Raw genomic sequence first — 24384 nt, forward strand, 5'->3', positions numbered from 1 at the left:
CATTTTAAACGTTTGGAAGACCATAGTCAACCCTTAAAAAAGGTTTCCCTAAATAAAAAAAGGGGACACATTTCTGCATCCCCTTAGATCATTACATTCGAAAAAACCTTATTCCAACCCGAGTACATCTACGCCTTGATTGAAGGTGACATCAACGGGGATAGATTGCTCCGATAATCGATCCAGCGACTGCTGCAGCTGATCACCGATAGTGCCGTATTCCTCTACAAATGCTGCAACACCTTCATAGTCGCCATCTCCCTGAAGGGTGAGAATTTTGTTGGAAAGAGCATCGGTTGCCTCAGCAATTTTGTCAAAATTCACGCGATAGGTCTGAGAATCTTCATCATAACTGAAAGCACCTTTTTCCTTAAAGTAATTGAATCGAATAAGATTGGCCTTGCCGTGGGCACTGGATGATCCAAACCGGATAGAACGAAAAATGCTGGCCATAAAGGTTACATAGTTATTTTCAATGGTCCCCTCATCGACCATACCATCCTCGCGCAGTTCCGAAACCATATATAGTCCCAATACATCGGCCTTGCCTTCCTCCAAAGCCGAAGCATGTTCTTTAAGCGCCTCACGAACGGTACCCTTGTCATTAATCGTATTCTTGATACCAAGTCCGTGAGCCACTTCATGGAACATCGTATTGCCAAAGAACGCATCGAAGGTCAGATATTGACGCTGATCCTCCGCAATAAGCACGTCGGAAATAGGCAACAGAATCTTATCATATTTTGCCCGCATTGCGTTTTTCAGCTGCAGACGACGGGTTCCCTTCTCCAGTTGGACCTCCTCATCATTAGGTAAATTAATTGCTATGGTTTTGGAACCGGCATTGGCATCCCCCGCATAATAAACGGCATCGTAAGCATTGAGATCAGAGTCACGTCCCGGTTTCTCCTGCTTGTATTCTTCAGCAACAGGCAATCCTTTCTGAAGCTCGGGCAGGACTTCAGCATATTTCGATAAGCGGTTGCTCCACTCCTTATCCTTAATTAATACAAAAGTTTCGTGAGCCGCTTTATATCCAAATAATTGATCTTCATAATTTTCTATGGGACCAATAACCACTTCGATCGTATTGTCTTTCATATCCAGCCAAGCCATATCACTTTCCTGGTACTCATCAGTAAGCAGCGCTTCAGCACGGAGATTGAGGTACTTCTTCAGCCCCTCATCCTCGGTCAGCTTAGCTGCTTCCTTCAACTTATCTGCAGCCAGTTGATGCTGCTCGGCAAAAGCCTCATGATATGGGATTGTTGTTAACTCTCCATTTTGCGTCCGGCGTACCAGCGTATAAAGATCATCTTTGGTTTCAGAATCCCAATTCTCAAACTCCTCCTTTGTCATATCCGGCGGATAAAAATTAGCGCCTTCCGGTTTGGGACCCACATCATTAATAAAAGGCTCATTGCCATTCAGTCGATCCCAGGGACCGTAATTTATATGGGCAAACTGTTGCTCTTTCTCAGAAATATTGTTTAAAAGGGTTTCCTTGTTGCCATAAGCCTCTTCCCAGAACACCTTGTCCATTGCCTTACCGGCATCAATAAGCAGCTTTATAATCTCTTTTTGATTATCACTAAGGGATGAAACGTCCGCCGTTAATGTAAATTCGGTATACTGATCCAAGCGGTCATCAATCAACATTTTTTTATCGCTTTCCATACTTTGACAACCTGCCAAGAAAAAGGCAATTGCCAGAATAGTTATGGCTGAAGTTAAAATAGATTTCATATTATCAATATTTTAGATTATAGGGTTTAGGACTTATCAATATACCTCTGTTTGGGAAGTATATCGCGTTGTTTAAGTTCACTCAAAATCAATTCTGTCATATCACTTTTAAAGGGGAATTCGTACCTGATATCAAGAACATATGCTTTTACCCGAAGTTTGAGCACAAAATTTTCCTCGTGTACTTCATTCAAAGCAATAATAGCTATAGGCTTTTGTAGATATACATAACGTGATGAAACTGCTGCGCGATAGGCAATACGTTTAACCGCATCTATATCCACATTCATTGGTAGAAATATTTCGGCTACTACTTGGCAGTCCAAGGCACTGGAATTCGCGTTTGATACTGCCTTGTTCATCAGCTCACTGTTGGGGATCGTTACTATCGAATCATCGGGAGTGACGATACGACTGGACCGTAATCCAATGGCAATCACTTCACCATAATGTTCGGCTACCTGTATCTTGTCTCCCACCTGAAAAGGGCGATCCATAATAATGATAAAACCGCCAAAAATATTTTTCAGGATATCTTGTGCTGCAAATCCTACGGCTATACCCACTGATGCCAATACGGTAATAATAGTACTTAGGGGTGGATCGATAATAGCGGCGATAATGATATATATCGCAAACGTCCATATTACCAGTCGTACAACTGGAACCATGCGCTTTATTCCCAGCCGATAGCGCGTAAACTGTTCTGACAAATTTTCTAAGACTACTACCACAAATCGATTCAGAAAATAGGTAAATATCAAAGCGATAATAATAGCCAGTATTACACCTACTGAAATAAGATTTTCAATCTCCGAGAGAGCTTTATCAGCATCTTGTGCAACTTGCTCTAAATTTGAGCTCGTATCGGCCTGTGCAGTATCAATTTTTGCGGTATCCAACTGTATGGTATCAATCTGCACCGGTTTAATTATAATAGTAGTATCGGACTGCTGTTTTACGGTATCTTGTACCGCGGTGAAGCCGAGGTTATGACATCCTAAAATTATAAACCCCGTCAGGAATAGTATCTTGATAAGTCTATACATTCTGCTATTACCCCAAATGAATTATATTACGCTCTTTAAGCACCCGAACTATCTGCCGGTACATTAAATGATTGATGGTGAATGATTCATTTTTTTCGATCAATATACCGCGAGATCGCAACCGATTTAACAGCAGTCTGCTTTCTTCACGTGTTATATTCATCACCATAGCCAGCTCTTCGTCTGATAACGTATCGTGCAATACAAAAGCTGCCAAAGCAAACAGTACCGGTGGTTTTAAATCCTCGATCATCTCTACAGATGTTATCTCAAGCGGTCGTATATAAAAATAGATTTCATCAAAATCCCGAATCGATCGTATCCAGAATATCATAGCGATAGAGACATTTCCTTCAGCCAACTTTGTAAGCTTTTCGAAATATTCTTTTTTAAGATACTCCTGAGCCTCCTCTTCCTGATCTTTTAACTTGCGATAAGTGCGTGATTGCTGTGTTTGACCATCCGGCTCAAAGTAAAGTGAATACCCACTGGCCTGATGCCTGTTTAGAATGACTTGTTTAACCTGCTCTGCATCCAGCGAATCACTTTTACTGATATGAGAAAAGTACTCGCTGATCTGTAACACCTTATCCAAAAATGACCAGGCGTAGCGAGAGCAACTGACCATCCAAAAAATATTATTTCGCGTCTCAGAAATAAGATACGACAACTTTTCGATAGCTTTGAAACCATTAATATTACGAACAAAACAATTTTGTATTGATTCCAAGACCACTACTCTGCGCTGATCAGATCCATTAATAGCTGTTACCAGCTCTTCGATACTTTGTGGAGATTCAACCTCAAATTCCGTTGCTATTTTACTTACAAGCTGATCTTCTTCCCAAATCGTTCTTGTAAACTCAACTGTTTCCACCTCCTTTTCTTCAAGCTCAGATTCGACTATCAAACTGAGAAATGATGATTTTCCACTCCCCTTCTCTCCAACCACTGCAAAATTAGTGGGAAGCTTATTCTGCCACTGCTCATACGCTCTTTTAAACGTTACAGTCGATTCTTGTGCAGGCTCAAAAAATCGTTTATCGGCCAGCGACTGAAAATCAAACAAGCGCCGATAAATATAGGGCAGCTCGTTCATTTTTTGATCCGTCTCTGAAAGATACGTGGCTATATCTATCCTTTTCGACTCCTGGATTTTTTTCTCCTTGAATCCCAAAAACACTTTAAGGTCGGTGCCATACGTTTTCAACTTTTTCCATACAAATCGACTCCATAACATTAGCCAATCCGCAACTCTTGCCCACCGCGAGTCTAACACTGTTTGCCAATCCTTCTTTTTTTCCTTCATCCTATATTTGGCATTTAACAGCTGTAGCTGCTTAGAATCTCCCTCGTGTAACAGTGCCAACAATGAAGAGAAGAATTTCTCCCTTCCTTCACTAATAGAGTTATCAATCTGTTGCCACTTTTCATCAGCTCGGTCATTTAGCTCCTGAACCTTTTTCAAAATACGCTTGAGCGCTTCTCCTACCACTTTCGTGGGATCTTCTTTCTCAGTCACATCTTCATCGCGAGCTTTCAGTGCCGAATCAAAATTAACTGCTATAATATTTTTAACTTCAATAATCTCTTCCAGGTTTTGAGATAAAAACTCTTCGTACTGCTGATTGGCCGGCTGCAGTGGATTCATAAATAATTCTCTAAGAGCCCGGATAACCAGTTGTCGCCATTCCACTTCTTGTTGATTTACCGACGGCGGATTTTCATCCAGCTCGGCATCGAAAACCAGTTGGGCTTCCTGTGGAGATTGCCCCACCTTTAGCAGTAAATCTTCGAACAGATGGTCTGTTTTTTGGGCTAAAATCCGTTTATCCAGCAGTTTCTGTATGGGCTGTATCAGTCGCTCATCTACAAAGGTTTCAAACGTTTCATGCAAGGTCTGCAACTCACCCAGTGTAGCACCCCGACCAACCTTTTCAGTTGCCTCCTTAATATCTGTTGAAAATTCCTGAAGCGGTGCTTTTAGAGATTTACGGAAGGTATCTTCAAAAGCCCTATTAAATTTTGCAATCTCCTCTCCAATTTCTGATTGTAGCTTCAAAAATTGAACAACGTCCTTTGTCCGTTCAAAAAAGAGCCGTTGCACAAATTGCCACTGTTCCTGATACGTACGAAATTGATTCTCTAATTTTTCTTCCGTCGTCTGTAATCGCTTTTCATCAAAAAAATCCGCTCGCCATTCCAGCGTCCCCACTTTTTCAATATCTTCAGCTATTTGGGACTGCTTGCTGCTGAGTGTTTCTTCTACATTGTCCAGCAGATCAGCCTTTTTCTCCTCAAGCTTCTTCTTTTGATCTGATACAAAAACAGTTAAATCCAACTCTTTCTGCTCATCCTCTTCCCTAACCAGCAGATCCTCAATATCTGTAATTAAGTTTAACTGAACACGCTGAAGGTGATGTCCCCATTCCAATACAGATTTATCATCCAATAAATAATAGCGTACCGCTTGACGTAAAGGAATCTTTTGTTCCCATCCGGGATATACTTTTCTGTCAGCTCCAAAAATACTCTTGAAGGCTTGAGTAGTCTTATATCCAAACTTTGCAATATCTCGGGCGGTGCTTTTACTTCGTTTGGCGATTGCTATCCAGATAGGATCTTTATGCTGTACTACAAACCGTTCTTCCTCTTGCTTCCAAACTTCATCATCAGGAAATTTTTCACCAATCCGATCGACGGCGGATAAGTATATTCCCAAAATACTCTCACGTTCCTTTTTGGACAGGGTATCCTCAATATTTTTCAAGATCCCCGGAAATCCCAGCTTTATGATATCTTCGGTATCATACTTTCGTTCTACCGCAGAAAAATATCTCAACAACTGTTCCAACCGATCAAAATGTGCTTCAATATGCTCGGTAAGAATGGCCTCCAGATCTTCTGTAATGCACTTCTGTAGCTTTTTCCTAAATTCTTGACGATTCAATGGAAATACCTTTATTAATTACATTTCCCACAAAGTGATTAAAATATGATGAAATACAAACTAATACTTACCGTTACTTACTGGGAATCATGACAATAATCCCTTTTCTTCTGGGGCAAATATTAGTTAATTTCGACCAAAATATTCTTCAGCATTACAATGAAATGTAAGGTGATCAATCCCATTTTAAAATACTTGCACTTCCCTTCAAAATGCGGACACTTTTGGTCACTTTTGGCAACCTGTCTTTTTTTGAGTTGCGGTATTTCCCAACCTCTTCAGGCACAAAATAATTCACTGCAGATGGTTACCACAGCCGAGCGCAGTGATGGTAAGGGGCAAGTTATTCGATTCCATCTAAATCAGCCTGTTGACTCTTTTCAAGTATATCAGCCTGATGTGGATCTGATACAGATGACGCTTTACCAAGACAATATTGACACCGCTGATATTCAGCTACCCAATATTTCTTCTGCTTTTGATGAAATTAGCTTTTACGATATCCCGTCTGGCATTGGTATTGACATCTATATTACTGAGGATAAATTCTACGATGGTAAAGCCTACCACGACGGGAACAGCGATGACCTTTTACTTGGACTTACAGAATTAGATAAAACTGAGTTAGAGTACCTTACCAAAGATACTGAACCGATTATATGGTCGAGTTTTACCATCACGGAAAAAAATCTACTGGAAGGAAACGGCGACGATGGGAACACCGCTGAAAATACCGACTACGACCAGACGAGAAATAAAATGAAGTTTGATGTAGTCGTGATCGATCCCGGTCACGGAGGTCATGATCCTGGTTCCATCGGCCATAGGAATGTCAAAGAAAAAGATATCGTACTCGACATTTCAAAAAAAGTAGGAGACTATATCAACGAGTATATGCCCAATGTTAAAGTGGTCTACACCCGCGAAACTGACAAGTTTATCGAACTCGAAGAACGCGGCAGCATTGCCAATGAAGCTGAGGGCGATCTATTTATATCGATACACTGCAACTCTCACACATCACATCAACCATATGGTACCGAACTATATTTTTTAGGACTGGAGCGCAGCGAATCTGCTTTGGAAGTAATGAAACGTGAAAACAAGGTCGTACGCGCCAATAACGATACTGAACAACGTGAACTGAGCCAAGAAGAATTATTAGTGTACGAATTAGCAAATAGCAGCTACATAGCCGCCAGCGAACAAATTGCAGGCATGATGGAATATCAGTTTGACGAACGGGCCCAGCGTCACTCCCGGGGAGTAAAACAGGGACGTTTTGTAGTATTGTACCACGCTTCCATGCCAGCTGTACTTATTGAAACAGGTTTTATCAGCAACCCCAGTGAAGCACGCTATTTAACTTCCGATCGTGGACAAACCTATATTGCCTCAGCTATTTTTCGGGCTATTAGAAATTTTAAGGAAGGTAACGGAAATCCATAATTTTCAAATACTCTCATATTGGACCCTCTGATAATTGGTGTGGCAGGCGGTAGCGGATCCGGAAAAACAACCGTAGTACAGCAAATTATTTCTGCTATTGGTGAGGAAAAAATTCTTCTGATCCAACACGATTCCTATTACCGTGATCTCAAACACTTGTCATTTGAAAAACGTACCCAGCAAAATTTTGACCATCCTTCTTCACTCGAAACCGAGCTTATGATTCGTCATATTAAAGCCCTTAAAGAAGGATACCAGGTTGAAATTCCTATTTATGATTTTACCAACCATATCCGCAAAGAAGAAACACGCCTGGCCGAACCCAAACAGGTTATCTTAGTTGACGGGATTCTGGTCTTTACGGAAAAAGAGCTTCGTGACCTTATGAACATCAAACTCTATGTGGATACCGATGATGACATTCGACTACTGCGACGTATTCAGCGGGATATTGTAGAACGTGATCGGGAGCTTGAGCAGGTATTGTCACAGTACCAAAAATATGTTCGGCCTATGCATCTTGAATTTGTAGAACCCACAAAGCGCTATGCCGATATTATCATCCCGCACGGCGGCGAAAATAAAGTGGCGCTCGATATGGTAAATGCTCTTATCCAAGATCGGCTTAATAATTCTGAAGTGGCAGAGCAAAAAAACGAATCAGTCTCAGAATAATTTTGTTGTACTACAGCAAGTGATTTCAAGAACTTTTGTTAAAAAGATTAATCTTACATAATTATGGATATTAATACTAAAACGGCCATTGTAACTGGGGCCAGCAGTGGAATTGGAATCGATTTTAGTCAGGCTCTTATAAAGAAAGGAGCTACCGTTTTCGGCTTAGCTCGCAGCACGGACAAACTCCAAAAGGTACAGCAGGAGCTCGGTGAAAATTTCCATCCTGTCACCATGGATATAACCGACCATGATGCCATTGAGGAATGGATCAATGCAACGTTCTCGACAGATCATCAACCTGATATTTTAATTAATAATGCCGGGTTCGGCCGTTTTGCCGACGTTGATGAGCTTTCTTTGGATGAATGGGAAGCCATGGTACAAACGAATTTATCCGGAACGTTTTACATGACGCGGCAGATTGTACCCCTGATGAAAGAAAAAGAATCCGTTTGTCATATAATCAACATTGTATCTATTGCCGGTAAAGTTGGAAATCCTAAAATGACCGGGTACAATGCTTCTAAGTTTGGGGTGCGAGGATTTAGTGAAGGCCTGTTTAAGGAAGTTCGGTACGACGGTATCAAAGTTACCTGCTTTTATCCGGGCTCTATTGCTACCAACTTTTTTGGGGATAAAGACATCGATACCCATGATAACATGATGCAACCTGATGAAGTAGCCCAGGTCTTGGTAAATGTACTTGAGACCCCTGACAACTTCCTGATCAATGATATTACCATGCGACCCTTAAATCCCAAAGCACCGGAAGATCAATAGATGAAGTGGCTTTCTCTTCTCATTTTTCTGCTTTTGCTTTCCACATCGAGCTGTTCGGAAAATCCCTCGAAACCAGACCAGCTCATCAAAGAAGACAAATATATCGACTTGATGGTGGAGCTACAGCTCGTACGATCATACGGAGAAACAAATTCGCTGGATAGTCTTACGGTAGATTCACTCACTGATGAAATTTTTCAAAAGTATGAAACAACCGATTCCGTATTTGTTCAGAGCCACAACTACTACCAACAGTTTCCCGAAAAACAGCTAAGCCGCATCGAAAAGGCGATTGAGCGATTGAAAATGGATCAGGTGTCAGACACTACCAAACAGGATACAACAACCAACTGATCTATGAATCTTTCCAAGCGTATTTATCGCCCTTGGTAATCAGCATCTGTTCTCGAAGGAGATAACTTAACAAACGCTTGGTACGAGCTTTATTCCAACCAGTCTGGGCTGCTATTTCCGGAAATGACTGCGAACCTTCTTTGAGTACATTTTTAATCTGATGTATCTCTTCCTTCTTAATCGATACTGCAACCTCACTGGTACCCAAACAGTTATCACAGTGTCCGCAAGCTTCAACATTTTCTTCCCCAAAATAATGACGGATATAAACCTCACGACAGTTTTCAGTTGAAATATAACCCTTCATATATTCCAACTTTTGCAATAAGTTATCACGATGTTTTTCCAGCTTTTCTGTACTTAACGACAGATTCGGATGTCGTTCTTCGATCAACTTGATTAGAGGCAATTCTCCGATGGATTCATATTTCAACATATGGTCCCTATCCTGAAGAACCTGCAATCCCTTTTTTACGGCATTAGCCGAAACACCCAGTTTTCTCTGGATGTAATCAAATTCCAGGTACTTCATTTTCCCAAAGGCCTCCCCTCCAAACTGACGAAAGAGCACATCCAAAAACTCCGCTTTCTGCTGATTTTCCAAGCCGTTAATCTGATCGTGCACATAATCCTGGCTCACAATAAAATGTATCCCCACCTGTGGAGTGATATAATCAACAAGTTCAAGAATTCCCAACTGACCAAGCACATCTAAAGCCGTACGTACTTTTCGACCGGATAATCCTGCACGTTTTTCAAGCGCCTGGATTGACACCTCTTCCCGCTCTTCCATTTCAGATCCCACCGCCAAATTCAGGTGATCACACAGCACATCATAAACCTTCTGTAGCTCATCTCTACCGGGGTAGGAATCCTTTATTCTTTTCTCAGCAATAATGGCATCAGCCTTTTTAAACAACAATATCGGAAAACTTTTTTCTCCGTCGCGACCGGCTCTCCCCGCCTCCTGATAGTACGACTCCAGGGAATACGGCATCTCGTAATGGATCACATAACGGCAGTCGGGCTTGTCAATTCCCATTCCAAACGCATTAGTCGCTACTACCAGCGGCGTGGCACCATTAATCCACTCCTGTTGAATTTGTTGCCGTTCTGCTGAGTCAATTCCCGCGTGATAAGCCTTTGTTTTTACTCCCAGCTTCTGTTCAATTTTTTGGGATAGCTCTTCACAATTGCGGCGGGTCCCCCCATAAATGAGCCCAGATCCTTTGGGAGCAGCCTTTTTAACAGCCTGAAAAAGCTTCTGATCCTTTTTGACTGTCTCAATAACCCACCACTTGAGATTGGGGCGATCAAAACCTTTGGAAACAATAACGGGGTCCCTCAGTTCCAAGCTTTTTTTGATATCATCCCGAACTTCAGGTGTTGCTGTTGCCGTCAATGCAATCCAGGTCACTTCATCAGCGATATCTTCCAAAGAAGGACGAATTTCTCGGTAACTCGGTCTAAAATCGTGCCCCCACTCCGAAATACAGTGGGCCTCATCAATAGCAATAAGATCGATATCCAGTTTCGGCATTTCGGCCTCCCAAAGCGTAGTCTTAAGTCGCTCTGGGGAACAGTAAAGCAGGTCGTACATTCCGTTTCGGGCATTGGCAAACCGCTGCTCAATCTCCCATGATGAAATCGTGCTGTTCACAAACGTAGCCGAAATTCCCCGATCATTGAGTTGCTCAACTTGGTCCTGCATCAGGGCCACCAACGGAGAAATAACGATCGCCAATCCATCCAATACCGTGGCCGGTACTTGGTAGCAGAGTGATTTACCTCCGCCTGTAGGAAAAAGCACCATCGTATCCTTCCCATTGAGCACTGCTTGAATGACTTTATCCTGCCCCGGACGAAAAGATGGGAACCCCCAGTACTCTTCCAGGGATTCTTGTGCGTTTTGAAAGAGATCTTCGTTCATTAGATGGAAATTAATACCAATCACGTTTTACTTTAGAACCTCTTAAAGTCCAGATAAATCCCCAGCAGTTCAACTGAATTGCAAAAATAAATTTTTGTTTGTCTTTTTAGTAAGAACTTCTATTTTGAAGCTTCATGAAAGCAAACGGAACACATATCAATACTTTTAGCGACAGCAAAACTGTTGCAGGCATTTCTACGTTCCGCTTTCGCGTACGGCGTCGGGCCCTCCGGGCTCAACAATAACTCTCCTTGGAGGGTACACGCTATTGTACCACTCCATAAGACCCCTCACTTTTTAGTTAGATTTTCTTTCAGCGGATACCTTTATCGCTGATCGATTTCAACCATTGCCGTACGATGAATATTACAATTACTGTAGCCAATACAGAGCATCTTTCTTTTGCCGAGGAAATTTGCAACCTCATGGAAAAAGCCGCCAAAAAACGCGGTACAGGCATTGCAAAACGTGCTCCCGAATATATCCAAGATAAGATAAACGAGGGCAAAGCTGTTATCGCTGTTGATCAACAGAATGATCAGCTGGCCGGATTCTGCTATATCGAAAACTGGGATCACGACAAATATATTGCCAATTCGGGACTCATTGTCCATCCCCACTACCGCAAGCTTGGACTCGGCCGAAAGATCAAAGAACGCATTTTTCACCTCTCTCGTGACAAATATCCTGACGCCAAAATTTTCGGTATCACCACCAGCATGGCCGTAATGAAAATTAATTCTGACATGGGTTACAATCCGGTCACTTTTTCGGAATTGACGCAGGACGAAGAGTTTTGGCAAGGATGTCAGAGCTGTCCCAATTATGATATTCTGAGCAGTGAAGACCGCAAAGATTGTCTCTGCACCGGAATGCTCTACGACCCGGAGCAGGAAGAAGATCAGCCAAAAGGGCATGATGACTCCAATCAGAAAGCCAAACGCTGGGAAACCTTTAAGCGCTTCGTACGGCTACACAAAATTAATATCGAACGTAAAACGAAATCCATTTTCAATTTTAAAAATTAAATTCCAATGAGCTCTAAGAAAAAAATTGTGCTAGCATACAGCGGGGGACTCGATACCTCGTACTGCGTGCCGTATCTCAAGCAAACCTATGATGCAGAAATTCATACCGTTTTAGTGAACACCGGCGGATTTTCTGAGGAGGACTTATCCAAAACAGAGGATCATGCCTATAATTTAGGGACCGATACCCATCAAACGTTGGAACAAACTGAGGACTTTTACCAGAAGGTCATCAAATTTTTGATCTTCGGAAACGTGCTCAAAAACGACACTTATCCTCTTTCGGTAAGTTCCGAGCGAGTTTTCCAGGCGGTAGCCATTGCCAAATATGCGCAGGAAATCGGCGCCGATGCAATCGCTCATGGTAGCACAGGAGCAGGAAATGACCAAGTGCGTTTCGATTTGGTGTTCAATGTCATTGCGCCCGATCTCGAAATTATCACCCCTATCCGCGACCAGCAGCTTTCGCGTCAGGAGGAAGTCGATTTTCTTCAAAAGAATGGTTTTGACTTCGAATGGGCTGAATCGAAGTATTCGACTAATAAAGGACTCTGGGGCACGAGCGTGGGCGGCGCAGAAACGCTGACTTCCGACCAGCCCCTACCCGAAGAAGCGTGGCCCAGTCAACTTGAAAAACAAGGGCCTGAATCCCTGGAAATTAAATTTAAACAAGGCGAACCGGTGGCACTGGATGGGAAAAAGTTTGCCCCCGTCGAACTCATCCAAACGCTTCATAAACTGGCATCAAAATATGCCATCGGACGTGATATCCACGTAGGTGATACGATTATCGGTATCAAAGGACGTGTGGGATTCGAGGCTGCCGCCCCGATGATTCTTATTAAAGCTCATAAGCATCTTGAAAAACACGTACTCACCAAATGGCAGATTCACTGGAAAGACCAGCTTGCGGACTGGTACGGTATGATGCTGCACGAGGGACAGTATCTCGATCCGGTGATGCGCAATATCGAAGGTTTTCTATCTGATACACAGTCGAATGTAACCGGAAAAGTAAAGTTACAACTGCATCCCTATCGCTTTGTAATCGAAGGCATTACGTCGGCCAATGACCTGATGAATGCCAAGTTCGGTGATTACGGAGAAATGAATAAAGTCTGGAGCGGTCAGGACGTCAAGGGGTTTGCTAAAATTCTCTCCAATCAAATTAATATCCATCAATCGGTGAATAGCTATGATTAACGCAGGAATTGTAGGCGGATCGGGATATACTGCCGGTGAACTTATCCGTTTGCTGCTGCATCATCCCGAAACAGAAATTGATTTTATATTCAGTACCAGCCGCGCCGGAAAGCCGGTTACCTCGGTCCACCAAGATCTTCTGGGAGATACCAATCTAACTTTCAGCTCAGAAATAAATCCCGAGGTCGATGTACTTTTTCTCTGTACGGGCCACGGGAATTCTACGGAAGTTTTACAAGCGTATACTCTATCAGGACGTACTAAAATCATTGATCTGAGTCGTGACTTCAGACTCTCCGACAGCAACATACTCAACGCCCGAAAATTTGTTTATGGCCTGCCCGAACTACAAAAGGATATGATCGCCAGTGCTGAGAACATCGCCAATCCCGGCTGTTTTGCTACCGCCATTCAACTGGCCCTGCTGCCGCTGGCTTATGCATCCAAATTGGAAAATGACATCCATATTCACGGAATCACCGGTGCAACAGGAGCAGGCAGTTCCCTAAGCGAAACAACCCATTTTAGCTGGCGCAGTAATAATGTATCAATTTATAAGGCACTAAGTCATCAACACATTGGAGAAGTTGAACAGAGCCTAAAACAGCTTTCGCCCTCTTTTAAATCAAAACTCAATTTCATTCCCGTCCGTGGAAATTTCAGCAGGGGTATCTTTATATCCGCATATACGCAAAGCGGACTTTCACTGGAAAAAGCACAATCACTTTTTGAAAAATTTTATGCAGATACCCCTTTTGTACAGCTCAGCGATCAGTCCCTCCATCTAAAACAGGTCGCAAACACCAATAAATGTCTGCTGTATCTGCATAAAAAAGACGGGAAACTCTTGATAACCAGCATCATCGACAATCTGCTGAAAGGTGCTTCGGGACAGGCACTACAAAATATGAACCTGATGTTCGGACTTGATGAATCAGACGGACTGCAACTCAAAGCAACTTACTTTTAACATGGAAATCTTCGACGTATATCCTCTTTTAGATCTGGAACCTGTAAAAGCTAAAGGGAATTATGTGTTCTGTAATAACGGTAAAAAATATCTCGACTTTTATGGTGGACACGCGGTAATCTCTATTGGGCATTCTCACCCCCACTACGTGAATAGGGTCAGTAAACAATTAAACGAGATTGGATTTTATTCCAACTCGGTTCAAAACTCCTTGCAACAAAAACTGGCCTCCAAATTAGGTGAACTATCGGGTTATGAGGATTACCAACTATTTCTCTGCAATTCCGGCGCCGAGGCCGTGGAAAACGCCCTTAAAATGGCTTCTTTTCATACCGGAAAATCCAAAGTTGTCTCTTTTAATAAAGCCTTCCACGGCCGAACAACTACCTCTTTGAGTGTGACAGATAAAGAGAAATACACCGCACCCATCAACGAAAGCAACGAAGTTGTTTTTCTCGAACTCAACGATATTAGAAGCTTGGAAAAAGAACTCTCCAATGGGGATGTCTGTGCGGTAATTATTGAAGCTATTCAAGGAATCGGGGGCATTCACATTCCAGATAATGATTTTTTAAAAAACACAGCTGAACTTTGCCAGGAACACAACGCAGTGTTTATCTGCGACGAAATTCAGTCTGGCTTTGGGCGCACAGGCAACTTCTTTGCCCATCAGCATGCAGACATAAAACCCGATATTATCACTGTAGCTAAAGGAATGGGTAACGGATTCCCTGTCGCCGGCACGATTTTGAGTCCCGACTTTAAGGCCAAGCATGGACAACTCGGCTCCACTTTCGGCGGCAATCACCTGGCGTGCGCGGCCGCCACAGCGGTGCTCGAAGTTCTGGAAAACGAACAGTTAATACAAAATGCCGCAAATATCGGTCAACAATTAATGGAGGGTTTATCAAAACTACCAGAAGTCAAAGAAGTACGCGGCCGTGGACTCATGATCGGGATTGAATTTTCATATCCCATCAAAAAGATACGTCAACAACTTATTAAAGAAGAACAGATTCTTACCGGCGTTGCTTCAGATCCTAATGTACTCCGGTTACTTCCACCGCTGACCATTCATTCAAAAGAAGTCGACCAATTTATTAATGCAATGAAAAATATTTTAACCCAGTAATCACAATGAATAATTTCACATCTGTCAACGAAGTCGCCAACCCTAACAAACTGGTGCAACAAGTTCTGGATATAAAACAAAATACCAGCTATCCCAAGGTGGGCGAAAACAAATCTCTGGCGCTCATTTTCTTCAATCCCAGTCTGCGAACGCGGATGAGCACCCAGAAAGCGGCTCAAAATATCGGAATGGACGTGACCATGATGAATATCGACGCTGATACCTGGAATATCGAATTTGAAAACGGTACCGTCATGGACGGCTCTACCCAAGAACATATCAAGGATGCGGTTCAAATTATCAGTGGCTATTGTGACTTAATGGGTGTACGAACGTTTGCAAATCTACAAAATCGACATAAAGATTATGAGGAAGAAGTGCTCAGTAAATTTCTGGAATACTCCTCGGTACCGATCATCAGTTTAGAATCGGCCATACGCCATCCGTTGCAATCGCTCGCAGATCTGACAACTATTGCCGAATCGAAAATCCAGAAACCCAAAGTTGTATTAAGCTGGGTGCCGCACCCTAAAAAACTGCCACAAGCCGTGGCTAATTCTTTTCTCGAGTGGATTGTCGAAACCGATGCCGAAATCACGCTTACGCATCCTAAAGGCTACGAACTCAGCAAAGAATTTACGGATGGAATTCCGATCTCGAATAACCAGAAAAAAGCTTTAAAGAATGCGGATTTCATCTACGCTAAAAACTGGTCCAGCTACTCGAACTACGGACAAACGCCGGAAGTCGCACAAAACTGGGTCATCACTGCCAAAAAAATGAATCTGTCAAACCAAGGTAAATTTATGCATTGCCTGCCAATCCGTAGAAATGTAGTAGCATCCGACGAAGTTATTGATAATTCCTTAGTCTATCAGCAGGCCAAAAACCGTGAACACGCTGCACAAGCCGTGCTTCAAAATATTGTGGAGGCTCTATAATGGAAACACTACATGTTGTAAAAATTGGTGGTAATATCGTCAACGACGAAAAGAAGCTGGACAAATTTCTTTCAACCTTTATCCAGCTTAACTCACCCAAAATATTGGTACACGGAGGCGGAAGTTCGGCTTCTGATCTCTGCCAAAAGCTGGATATTCCTATACAAATGATCAACGGCCGACGCATTACCGACGAACCAGCGCTCGATGTAGCAGTGATGGTTTATGCTGGACTCATCAATAAAAAGATCGTTGCCAGGCTACAAGGACAGTCTTGCAATGCATTGGGACTTTCGGGTGCGGATCTTAATATCATTCCCGCCGAAAAAAGAACCGGTACCGAAATCGATTACGGCTTCGTCGGAGATATTCATGCCGATTCGATCAACACGCACTTCATAACTCGACTGCTGGATGAACAAGTAATACCGGCAATTTCGGCTATCACACACGACACCAAGGGACAGCTCTTAAATACCAATGCCGATACCATTGCCTCCACTCTTTCCGTGGCGCTCTCTGACAAATATGAGGTAGAGCTCACCTATTGCTTTGAAAAAAACGGTGTGCTGCACGATGAAGATGATGAGAAAACCTTGATTAAAACCCTGGAATATGATGCTTTTGAGAACTTAAAACAGAAAAAAGTCATCCACGAAGGAATGATTCCCAAGCTGGATACGGCTTTTGAAGCGCTAAATAAATATGTTCAGCGCGTACAGATCAAACACGCCAACAACTTGCTAAAAGATATCGGGACAAAATTATCGCTATGAATCAATTAGTCGAAAACAGCACAGAACTTTTGAAAAAATTAATCGCTACCCCCTCCTTTTCCGAGAAAGAGAATAAGTCAGCGCAAATTCTTCAAGATTTTTTTGAGGATCAAAACATCCCCATAGAGCGTCACAAAAATAATATATGGGCAACCAATAAATATTTTGATACAAACAAGCCTACAATTCTTCTGAATTCACATCATGATACGGTAAAACCGAATTCCGGATATAGCCGAGATCCGTTCACCCCAGTTATTGAAGATGGGAAACTTTTTGGATTAGGATCAAACGATGCCGGTGGACCGCTGACTTCACTGATTGCAACATTTATACATTTTTATGAGCAGAAAGATCTAACTTATAACCTCATCTTTGCCGCATCAGCCGAAGAAGAAATTTCCGGGGATGGCGGTCTTGTTTCAATTCTCAACAAAATACCCAAGATCGACTGTGCCATTATTGGAGAACCTACACAGATGCATATGGCTGTGGCCGAAAAAGGGTTGATGGTGCTCGATTGTACCGCCAAGGGTGTTAGTGGACACGTTGCACACAACGAAGGAGAAAACGCAATTTTCAAAGCAATGAAAGATATTGAGTGGTTTCGTAATTATGAATTCCCTGAAGAGTCACAGACGTTGGGACCAGTAAAAATGACGGTCTCCAAAATAAAAGCGGGCGAAAAACACAACATGGTTCCTGATACTTGTGGCTATACCGTAGATGTGCGAAGTACTGATATTTATACCAATCAGGATATTCTAAAACTCATCCGCAAACATGTTTATTCCTCCATTCATCCTCGATCTACGCGACTTAATTCTTCATCTATTCCGCTGGATCATCCGATAGTAGAATCCGGTACAGCACTGGGACTGGAACAATACGGGTCCCCCACACTCTCTGATCAAGCCTTGTTATCGGTACCATCCCTTAAGATCGGTCCGGGTAATTCAGCTCGTTCTCATACGGCTGATGAATTTATCCGACTCGATGAAATTGAAAAGGGAATTGAGATCTATATCCAACTACTGGATTCAGCGATTACAAATAACCAATCAACAGATAACAAATAATTAATCATGAAACTCTGGGAAAAAGACGAGACGTCGACAAGTAAAATAATCGATCACTTTACAGTGGGCAACGACCGAATTCTTGATCTTGAAATTGCCGGGTATGACCTGCAAGCATCCAAAGCGCACGCCAAGATGCTTAATCACGTAAAATTACTGACTGATCAGGAATGGAACCAGATTGAGCAGGAACTGAATCGCCTTTTGGAGCAGGTTAAAGAAGGTGGATTCACAATCGAAGAAAAATTTGAAGACGTGCACTCTAAAATTGAATATGAACTCACTCAAGCACTGGGTGAGACTGGCAAAAAAATCCATGCCGGACGTTCGCGTAATGACCAGGTGCTCGTATGTTTGCATCTGTACGTAAAAGATCAGATCGATGCAATAAAAGATCTGATCAGGGCACTTTTTGATCGGCTTATTGACCTTAGTGAAAAACACAAAGAGATTATTATTCCCGGATACACGCACATGCAGGTAGCAATGCCTTCATCATTTGGGTTGTGGTTTGGCAGCTATGCTGAATCGCTTATTGATGATCTACACATGCTGAATGCCGCTCATGAAGTTGCTGATCAAAATCCACTGGGTTCGGCTGCGGGGTATGGCAGCTCCCTCCCCTTAAACCGTCAAATGACTACCGAACTACTGGGGTTTAGCACAATCAAATACAACTCAGTTGCGGCCCAGATGAATCGTGGACGCCTGGAAAAACTGATGAGTTTTGGACTAAGTGCTGTTGCCGGAACACTATCCAAAATGGCGATGGATATTTGTCAATATACAAGTCAAAATTTTGGATTTATTTCTTTTCCCAATGAATTGACCACCGGCTCGAGTATTATGCCCCACAAAAAAAATCCTGATGTCTTTGAGCTTGTCCGTGCCAAATGCAACAGCATCCAAAATCTGCCCAACCAGTTAACGATGATCATCAATAACCTCCCAAGTGGCTATCATCGCGATTTTCAACTCCTAAAAGAAAAACTTTTCCCTGAAGTACAAACGCTAAAGTCATGCCTGCGCATCAGCGAATTTATGCTTCGTCATATCGAAGTTAATGATGATATTATGAAAGAAGAAAAGTATAAATATATTTACAGTGTAGAAGAGGTCAATAAAAAAGTACTCGAAGGCATTCCTTTTCGCGAAGCGTATCAACGGGTTGCGAAATCTATCGAGGAGGGGCATTTTCAACCTGATCGCAATTTAAATCACACGCATGAAGGCAGCATTGGAAATCTTTGCATTGACAAAATAAGAGAAAAGTTCGCTAACGTTGTCTAAATAAAAAAGGCGCAGATTTAATAATCTGCGCCTTTTTAACTGATCCCTCTTAATAATGTTATGCCTCTGTACCGGCAAGCGTTGCTTTTACATAATTACGTCGCATCTCGGCAATAGCTGAAATGGAAATTCCTTTTGGACAAACAGCTTCGCATTCGGCATAATTTGAACAATCACCAAAACCTTCTTCCTCCATCTGGTCGACCATGGAAACCGTTCGCTTCTTACGTTCGGGTTCACCCTGCGGCAATCGGTTCAGATGTGCCAGCTTGGCGCCCGTAAACAACGAAGCCGAAGAGTTCGGACATGCAGCCACACAAGCACCACATCCAATACAGGTAGCATAATCAAACGCTGTGTCTGCTACTGTTTTATCGATCGGGATAGAGTTTGCATCCGGAGCTGATCCGGTTTTCACAGAAACATAACCACCTGCTTCAATAATACGATCAAAAGCAGATCGATCGACAACAAGATCCTTGATAACCGGAAAGGCCTTCGCACGGAAGGGCTCAATAACAATCGTATCCCCATCACTAAAATTGCGCATGTGTAATTGACAGGTACAAGTCATGTCTTTGGGACCATGAGCCTGACCGTTTATTACAAGATTACAAGAACCACAAATTCCTTCGCGGCAGTCATAATCAAATTCGATTGGTTCCTCTTTACCTTCTGCAACAATTTCCTCGTTAAGTACATCGAGCATCTCCAAAAAGGACATATGCTCATTCACTTTATCGAGAGTATAGTCAACCAGTTTACCCGGTTGGTCGGGCCCGTCTTGTCGCCAAATCTTGAGATGTACGGTAAATGTATCAGCCATAATTGAGCTATTAAGTATAAAATTTCAGACGCAGTTTTAAACAGTCTTATTATTTATAACTGCGTTGCTTCAGTTCTACAAAATCAAATTCCAGATCCTCTTTGTGCAGCTCTTCCTGGAGTTCTCCATTTACCCCTTGGAACTCCCAGGCTGCCACATAAGAATACTCGTCATCGTTACGAAGCGCTTCTCCTTCTTCAGTTTGATGTTCCGCACGCAGGTGACAGCCACACGATTCATCACGGTGCAAGGCATCTTTCGCCATCAGCTCACCAAGCTCAAGGAAATCCGCTACCCGACCAGCAAACTCCAGATATTTATTGTAGTTGGATGATTCCCCGGGCACGCGAACATTATTCCAAAACTCTTCTCGTAGATCCTGGATTTCCTTTATTGCCTCCTTAAGTCCTTCTTCGCTTCGGGAAATTCCAACCTTGTCCCACATAATCTGTCCAAGTTCACGATGGAACTCGATTACACTCTTATCGCCATCAACTTCGAACAGCTTATCAATTTGGGATTGGGCATTACTTGTAGCTTCATCAAAGGCTTCGTGATCCCTATTCACCTCATCAAGGTCTGTAGCAGCAATATAATTTCCAATGGTATAAGGAATAATAAAGTATCCATCAGAAAGACCTTGCATAAGTGCACTTGCACCAAGTCGATTTGCACCGTGATCAGAGAAGTTCGCTTCACCGGCTACAAAAAGTCCCGGAATATTACTCTGTAAATTGTAATCAACCCAGAGGCCGCCCATCGTGTAGTGCACTGCGGGGAAAATCCGCATGGGTTCTTCGTAAGGATTGTCATCCGTAATATTTTCGTACATCTCAAAGAGGTTGCCGTACTTATCGGAAATCGCCTTTTTTCCTTCACGTTCTATAGCATCCCGGAAATCCAGATAAACAGCTCGTCCGGTTTGGCCAACCCCCATGCCTTCATCACAAACAATCTTGGCATTTCGGGAAGCCACATCACGCGGCACAAGATTTCCAAAAGCCGGATATTTTTCTTCCAGATAATAATAGCGCTCGTCTTCAGGAATATCATTTGGATGACGATCATCATCTTTGTCTTTCGGCACCCAAACGCGACCGTCATTACGGAGACTTTCACTCATCAACGTAAGCTTAGACTGGTAATCGCCGGAAACCGGTATACAAGTGGGGTGAATCTGCACATAACAAGGATTGGCAAAGGCCGCCCCTCGCTTATGACAGCGCCATGCTGCCGTAACGTTTGAATTAATAGCATTTGTAGAAAGATTAAAAACATTTCCATACCCTCCGCTTGCTAACACAACGGCGTCGGCCATCCACCGCTGAATTTCACCGGAAACGAGATCGCGGGTTACAATACCGCGAGCCTTTCCATCAATGATCACCAGATCAAGCATTTCGTGACGGGTATGCATCTCGATTTTACCCTTATTAACCTGACGCATCATCGCCTGATATGCACCAAGAAGCAACTGTTGCCCCGTTTGTCCACGGGCATAAAACGTTCTGGAAACCTGTGCCCCACCGAAAGAGCGGTTGGCAAGTAATCCACCGTATTCACGCGCAAAAGGCACACCCTGCGCTACCGCCTGATCAATAATTTCGTTAGATATTTCTGCCAGTCGATACGTATTGGATTCACGAGAACGGTAGTCCCCTCCTTTAATGGTATCATAAAAGAGGCGCCAGATAGTATCTCCGTCGTTGGGATAATTTTTAGCAGCATTAATTCCACCCTGGGCAGCAATACTGTGAGCACGACGAGCGGAATCCTGAATACAGAAACTCTTCACATTGTATCCCAGTTCTGCGAGACTTGCGGCAGCAGATCCGCCGGCCAAACCGGTACCCACAACAATAACATCGTGCTTACGCTTATTGTTGGGAGCAACAAGTTTTATATCATTCAAATGCTTGGACCATTTTTCTTTGAGCGGCCCGGATGGAACTTTTGAGTCTAAATTCATAAGTCTAAAAGTGGATTTACAAAATGATTATTGGCACTGAATGAGGGCTGCTTCACAGCCTCCGCCAAAGTAGATATAAAGTGGAATAAACAGAAATCCGACAGCCATCAGCATGGCAAAAATAACGCCCACCGTGTACATTAGTGCAGAATACTTGTTGTGCTTCATCGTCAGTGATGTAAACGCACTCCAAAACCCGTGTCCCAAGTGGAAGCCGAGCAGTATCATAACCGCCGTATACCCAAAGGCGTAGAGCGGCTGTTGAAAAGTAGAGATCATGAGTCCTTTGAGGTCGCGCGCCTCTTCACCGCCGGGTAGCATAACCATGTCAGTGGCTCCGAATTTAAACGTATCAATATGGATAACTAAAAATACCAGCAAAACAATACCGGTAAATATCATCGACTTGGAAGCCCATGACATATGGCTCGGTCCACCCTTGCTCTGATATTTTTCGTAGCCCTCGGGACGAGCTTTGCGACGATTCCACCAGATTGAAATTCCCACGTAGGCATGCAAGAGAAAAGCTATAGCCAAACCAGCCTCTAATACATATAACAACCAGCCCATACTTTCGAGGGCATGTGCTGCTTCGTTAAAGGCATGAACATCCCCAAAAACCTGGAGGTTCGTAGCCAAATGAAAAATAATAAAGATGATTAATCCAACTCCGGTTACGCCCGTTAGAACCTTGCGACCAACCTGAGATTTAAGCGCTTCTGAAAATGATGGCATTGTAACTAATGATATTTAATCTATTGTTAAAACCGCTGCATAAAACGCCAACGTCCGGACTCCTGATCCGTGGGTTGAAGATGTATTTTAATGGATAAAAAGGCAAGGTATTCCGAATTAGTTTTGACCCTAAAATCTTATTCAGAAATGTTCTAAATTGGAAGAGTATATTTGTTAATTGCGACCGGCTATTTGTTATTACTTAGTATTTCTAATAATTAATATCTAACAACCTGTACATCAATATTGAAAACGGTTCAACAAAATTACCAATCCTCATTCCGAGAAAAAGGCTCAAAGTTTATTGGTTACCTGTTTCCAACATCATCCAAAGAGGACTTTGAAAACAAGCTCGCAGATATTCAATCTAAATATCCCGATGCCACTCATCATTGCTATGCCTGGCGGATCAATCCCATTAACATAGAAGAGTTCACCCAAGATGACGGAGAACCGAGCGGCACTGCCGGGCTGCCCATCCTAAATAAACTAAAATCATATGAGATGATTAATTGCGGATGTGTAGTCATACGCTATTACGGAGGAACAAACCTGGGTACTTCGGGATTGATAAAAGCCTATGGGAAATCTGCTGAACTAAGCCTTGAGAAAGCTTCACTGAAAACGGTGGTTCCTACCAAAAATTTTGATATAACTTATCCTTATGATCAGCAGAACGAGATCGATCAACTCAAAAACAACTTTGACCTGAAAGAAGTTGATGCTCAATACACTGAGAAAGTAACCTTAACATTAGCTTGTAGAGCTAAACAAGCGGAGGCTTTTAAACAGGCACTTCTACAATTAGAGCACAAGGGAATTTCGGTCACAGATAACGGTAGCGGTTTTGTGACGCTAAACACCAATTAGCAAAAATATTATCCCTGAAAATATGCATCCTGCTCCGTACTTTTATTTATCAAATTTTACACACTATTAACCCATCATGAAAATATATACCAAAAAAGGTGATTCAGGTGAAACTTCGCTCTTTGGCGGGACACGCGTCCCAAAATCCAATGAGCGTATTGAAGCCTACGGAACTGTTGATGAGCTAAACTCTTTTGTGGGGTTAGCGGCCAGTTATGACCTGTCGGATGCCGGTACGAAATATTTGCGAAAGGTTCAGGAGCTACTCTTTACGCTCGGTGCCGATTTAGCCACGCCCCCCTCTTCAAAAACCCGAATTGATCGTATTTCCGATGATGATGTTACTTTTTTGGAGGATGCCATCGATGAGCTTGAAGAGAGTCTCGAAAGCTTAAAGAACTTTGTTTTGCCGGGCGGGTCTCAGGCCGGGGCAACCTTGCACGCAGCCCGAACCATTTGTCGCCGTGCCGAACGAGCAGCAGTAGCGTGTTCCGAAGTAGATGATATATCCGCTAATTGTGTCAAATTCCTAAACCGTCTCTCTGACTTTCTATTTGTAATAGCCCGCTATGAAAACAAGCATGCCGGTGTGCGCGAAGAAACTTGGAAAGGCAAGCAGTGAACAGTTG

General features: G+C 42.9%; 21 protein-coding genes. 14 read left to right on the forward strand and 7 right to left on the reverse strand.

The features are described from left to right. Nucleotides 1-108: 108 nt before the first annotated feature. The 3 genes from CK503_RS10550 to CK503_RS10560 are packed head-to-tail and all read right to left on the reverse strand — an operon-like array spanning nucleotide 109 to nucleotide 5745. On the reverse strand, nucleotides 109-1746 hold the full coding sequence (locus CK503_RS10550; protein ID WP_095606780.1) for a DUF8614 domain-containing protein: 1638 nt from the start codon (nucleotides 1744-1746) through the stop codon (nucleotides 109-111). A gap of 26 nt (nucleotides 1747-1772) precedes the next feature. After that, entirely contained in the window at nucleotides 1773-2795 is a 1023-nt protein-coding gene (locus CK503_RS10555; protein WP_095606781.1) for a mechanosensitive ion channel family protein, read from the reverse strand. Nucleotides 2796-2802: 7 nt separating this feature from the next. After that, nucleotides 2803-5745, reverse strand: a complete 2943-nt coding sequence (locus CK503_RS10560) for a coiled-coil domain-containing protein (RefSeq protein WP_095606782.1) — start codon at nucleotides 5743-5745, stop codon at nucleotides 2803-2805. A gap of 252 nt (nucleotides 5746-5997) precedes the next feature. Between CK503_RS10560 and CK503_RS16280 the strand changes: the two genes are divergently transcribed. The 4 genes from CK503_RS16280 (at nucleotide 5998) to CK503_RS10580 (ending at nucleotide 9006) form a co-directional block, all read left to right on the forward strand. After that, a complete protein-coding gene (locus tag CK503_RS16280; protein ID WP_217988402.1) occupies nucleotides 5998-7194 on the forward strand; it encodes an N-acetylmuramoyl-L-alanine amidase family protein in 1197 nt (398 codons plus the stop codon). A gap of 18 nt (nucleotides 7195-7212) precedes the next feature. Beyond that, nucleotides 7213-7869, forward strand: coding sequence for a uridine kinase (gene udk, locus CK503_RS10570; RefSeq protein ID WP_255233388.1), 657 nt, complete (start codon nucleotides 7213-7215; stop codon nucleotides 7867-7869). Nucleotides 7870-7932: 63 nt separating this feature from the next. Next, on the forward strand, nucleotides 7933-8652 hold the full coding sequence (locus CK503_RS10575) for an SDR family oxidoreductase (protein WP_095606784.1): 720 nt from the start codon (nucleotides 7933-7935) through the stop codon (nucleotides 8650-8652). Further along, nucleotides 8653-9006 (forward strand): DUF4296 domain-containing protein, encoded by a 354-nt coding sequence (locus tag CK503_RS10580; protein WP_095606785.1) that lies wholly within the window; start codon nucleotides 8653-8655, stop codon nucleotides 9004-9006. Nucleotide 9007: 1 nt separating this feature from the next. Here the strand turns inward: CK503_RS10580 and CK503_RS10585 are convergent, their stop codons facing one another. Next, nucleotides 9008-10936 (reverse strand): RecQ family ATP-dependent DNA helicase, encoded by a 1929-nt coding sequence (locus CK503_RS10585; RefSeq protein WP_095606786.1) that lies wholly within the window; start codon nucleotides 10934-10936, stop codon nucleotides 9008-9010. A 359-nt stretch (nucleotides 10937-11295) separates the two neighbouring features. On the opposite strand from CK503_RS10585, the gene CK503_RS10590 reads away from it, so the two are divergent. The 8 genes from CK503_RS10590 to argH are packed head-to-tail and all read left to right on the forward strand — an operon-like array spanning nucleotide 11296 to nucleotide 19355. After that, nucleotides 11296-11964 carry a GNAT family N-acetyltransferase gene (locus CK503_RS10590; RefSeq protein ID WP_095606787.1) on the forward strand — a complete coding sequence of 223 codons (669 nt, stop codon included), beginning with the start codon at nucleotides 11296-11298 and terminating at the stop codon, nucleotides 11962-11964. A gap of 6 nt (nucleotides 11965-11970) precedes the next feature. Then, nucleotides 11971-13167, forward strand: coding sequence for an argininosuccinate synthase (gene argG, locus CK503_RS10595; RefSeq protein WP_095606788.1), 1197 nt, complete (start codon nucleotides 11971-11973; stop codon nucleotides 13165-13167). After that, complete coding sequence (gene argC / locus CK503_RS10600) at nucleotides 13160-14137, forward strand: N-acetyl-gamma-glutamyl-phosphate reductase (RefSeq protein WP_095606789.1); 978 nt, start codon at nucleotides 13160-13162, stop codon at nucleotides 14135-14137. Before argG ends, argC begins: the two co-directional genes overlap by 8 nt. A gap of 1 nt (nucleotide 14138) precedes the next feature. Further along, a complete protein-coding gene (locus CK503_RS10605) occupies nucleotides 14139-15269 on the forward strand; it encodes an aspartate aminotransferase family protein (RefSeq protein ID WP_095606790.1) in 1131 nt (376 codons plus the stop codon). A 5-nt stretch (nucleotides 15270-15274) separates the two neighbouring features. Beyond that, nucleotides 15275-16210 (forward strand): Rossmann-fold NAD(P)-binding domain-containing protein, encoded by a 936-nt coding sequence (locus tag CK503_RS10610; RefSeq protein ID WP_095606791.1) that lies wholly within the window; start codon nucleotides 15275-15277, stop codon nucleotides 16208-16210. Next, nucleotides 16210-16986 carry an acetylglutamate kinase gene (gene argB, locus CK503_RS10615; RefSeq protein ID WP_095606792.1) on the forward strand — a complete coding sequence of 259 codons (777 nt, stop codon included), beginning with the start codon at nucleotides 16210-16212 and terminating at the stop codon, nucleotides 16984-16986. The genes CK503_RS10610 and argB overlap by 1 nt, the downstream gene beginning before the upstream one ends. Continuing rightward, nucleotides 16983-18065 (forward strand): M20 family metallo-hydrolase, encoded by a 1083-nt coding sequence (locus CK503_RS10620; protein ID WP_095606793.1) that lies wholly within the window; start codon nucleotides 16983-16985, stop codon nucleotides 18063-18065. Before argB ends, CK503_RS10620 begins: the two co-directional genes overlap by 4 nt. A 6-nt stretch (nucleotides 18066-18071) precedes the next feature. Then, nucleotides 18072-19355 (forward strand): argininosuccinate lyase, encoded by a 1284-nt coding sequence (argH, locus tag CK503_RS10625; protein ID WP_095606794.1) that lies wholly within the window; start codon nucleotides 18072-18074, stop codon nucleotides 19353-19355. A gap of 58 nt (nucleotides 19356-19413) precedes the next feature. Here argH and CK503_RS10630 read toward each other — a convergent pair whose 3' ends face one another. Genes CK503_RS10630 through CK503_RS10640 form a run of 3 tightly spaced genes read right to left on the reverse strand, consistent with a single transcriptional unit; the run spans nucleotide 19414 to nucleotide 22885 of the window. After that, a complete protein-coding gene (locus CK503_RS10630) occupies nucleotides 19414-20181 on the reverse strand; it encodes a succinate dehydrogenase/fumarate reductase iron-sulfur subunit (RefSeq protein WP_095606795.1) in 768 nt (255 codons plus the stop codon). Between the two features lie 49 nt (nucleotides 20182-20230). Then, nucleotides 20231-22150: a fumarate reductase/succinate dehydrogenase flavoprotein subunit gene (locus CK503_RS10635; protein WP_095606796.1), complete on the reverse strand. Its 1920-nt coding sequence runs from the start codon at nucleotides 22148-22150 to the stop codon at nucleotides 20231-20233. Nucleotides 22151-22177: 27 nt separating this feature from the next. Then, complete coding sequence (locus CK503_RS10640) at nucleotides 22178-22885, reverse strand: succinate dehydrogenase cytochrome b subunit (protein WP_095606797.1); 708 nt, start codon at nucleotides 22883-22885, stop codon at nucleotides 22178-22180. Nucleotides 22886-23131: 246 nt separating this feature from the next. On the opposite strand from CK503_RS10640, the gene CK503_RS10645 reads away from it, so the two are divergent. Both CK503_RS10645 and CK503_RS10650 read left to right on the forward strand, forming a co-directional pair. Continuing rightward, nucleotides 23132-23755 (forward strand): IMPACT family protein, encoded by a 624-nt coding sequence (locus tag CK503_RS10645; RefSeq protein ID WP_095606798.1) that lies wholly within the window; start codon nucleotides 23132-23134, stop codon nucleotides 23753-23755. Nucleotides 23756-23831: 76 nt separating this feature from the next. Beyond that, the gene (locus tag CK503_RS10650) at nucleotides 23832-24377 is read left to right on the forward strand and encodes a cob(I)yrinic acid a,c-diamide adenosyltransferase (RefSeq protein WP_095606799.1); all 546 of its coding nucleotides are present in this window, start codon (nucleotides 23832-23834) and stop codon (nucleotides 24375-24377) included. The last annotated feature ends 7 nt before the right edge of the window (nucleotides 24378-24384 follow it).

Source organism: Fodinibius salipaludis (assembly GCF_002287075.1).
Classification (GTDB): Bacteria; Bacteroidota; Rhodothermia; order Balneolales; family Balneolaceae; genus Fodinibius; species Fodinibius salipaludis.

Coding starts and splice junctions, on each gene's coding strand:
- CK503_RS10550 (WP_095606780.1), bottom strand. CDS start 1,746: ATGAAATCTATTTTAACTTCAGCCATAACTATTCTGGCAATTGCCTTT.
- CK503_RS10555 (WP_095606781.1), bottom strand. CDS start 2,795: ATGTATAGACTTATCAAGATACTATTCCTGACGGGGTTTATAATTTTA.
- CK503_RS10575 (WP_095606784.1), top strand. CDS start 7,933: ATGGATATTAATACTAAAACGGCCATTGTAACTGGGGCCAGCAGTGGA.
- CK503_RS10580 (WP_095606785.1), top strand. CDS start 8,653: ATGAAGTGGCTTTCTCTTCTCATTTTTCTGCTTTTGCTTTCCACATCG.
- CK503_RS10585 (WP_095606786.1), bottom strand. CDS start 10,936: ATGAACGAAGATCTCTTTCAAAACGCACAAGAATCCCTGGAAGAGTAC.
- CK503_RS10590 (WP_095606787.1), top strand. CDS start 11,296: ATGAATATTACAATTACTGTAGCCAATACAGAGCATCTTTCTTTTGCC.
- argG (WP_095606788.1), top strand. CDS start 11,971: ATGAGCTCTAAGAAAAAAATTGTGCTAGCATACAGCGGGGGACTCGAT.
- argC (WP_095606789.1), top strand. CDS start 13,160: ATGATTAACGCAGGAATTGTAGGCGGATCGGGATATACTGCCGGTGAA.
- CK503_RS10605 (WP_095606790.1), top strand. CDS start 14,139: ATGGAAATCTTCGACGTATATCCTCTTTTAGATCTGGAACCTGTAAAA.
- CK503_RS10610 (WP_095606791.1), top strand. CDS start 15,275: ATGAATAATTTCACATCTGTCAACGAAGTCGCCAACCCTAACAAACTG.
- argB (WP_095606792.1), top strand. CDS start 16,210: ATGGAAACACTACATGTTGTAAAAATTGGTGGTAATATCGTCAACGAC.
- CK503_RS10620 (WP_095606793.1), top strand. CDS start 16,983: ATGAATCAATTAGTCGAAAACAGCACAGAACTTTTGAAAAAATTAATC.
- argH (WP_095606794.1), top strand. CDS start 18,072: ATGAAACTCTGGGAAAAAGACGAGACGTCGACAAGTAAAATAATCGAT.
- CK503_RS10630 (WP_095606795.1), bottom strand. CDS start 20,181: ATGGCTGATACATTTACCGTACATCTCAAGATTTGGCGACAAGACGGG.
- CK503_RS10635 (WP_095606796.1), bottom strand. CDS start 22,150: ATGAATTTAGACTCAAAAGTTCCATCCGGGCCGCTCAAAGAAAAATGG.
- CK503_RS10640 (WP_095606797.1), bottom strand. CDS start 22,885: ATGCCATCATTTTCAGAAGCGCTTAAATCTCAGGTTGGTCGCAAGGTT.
- CK503_RS10650 (WP_095606799.1), top strand. CDS start 23,832: ATGAAAATATATACCAAAAAAGGTGATTCAGGTGAAACTTCGCTCTTT.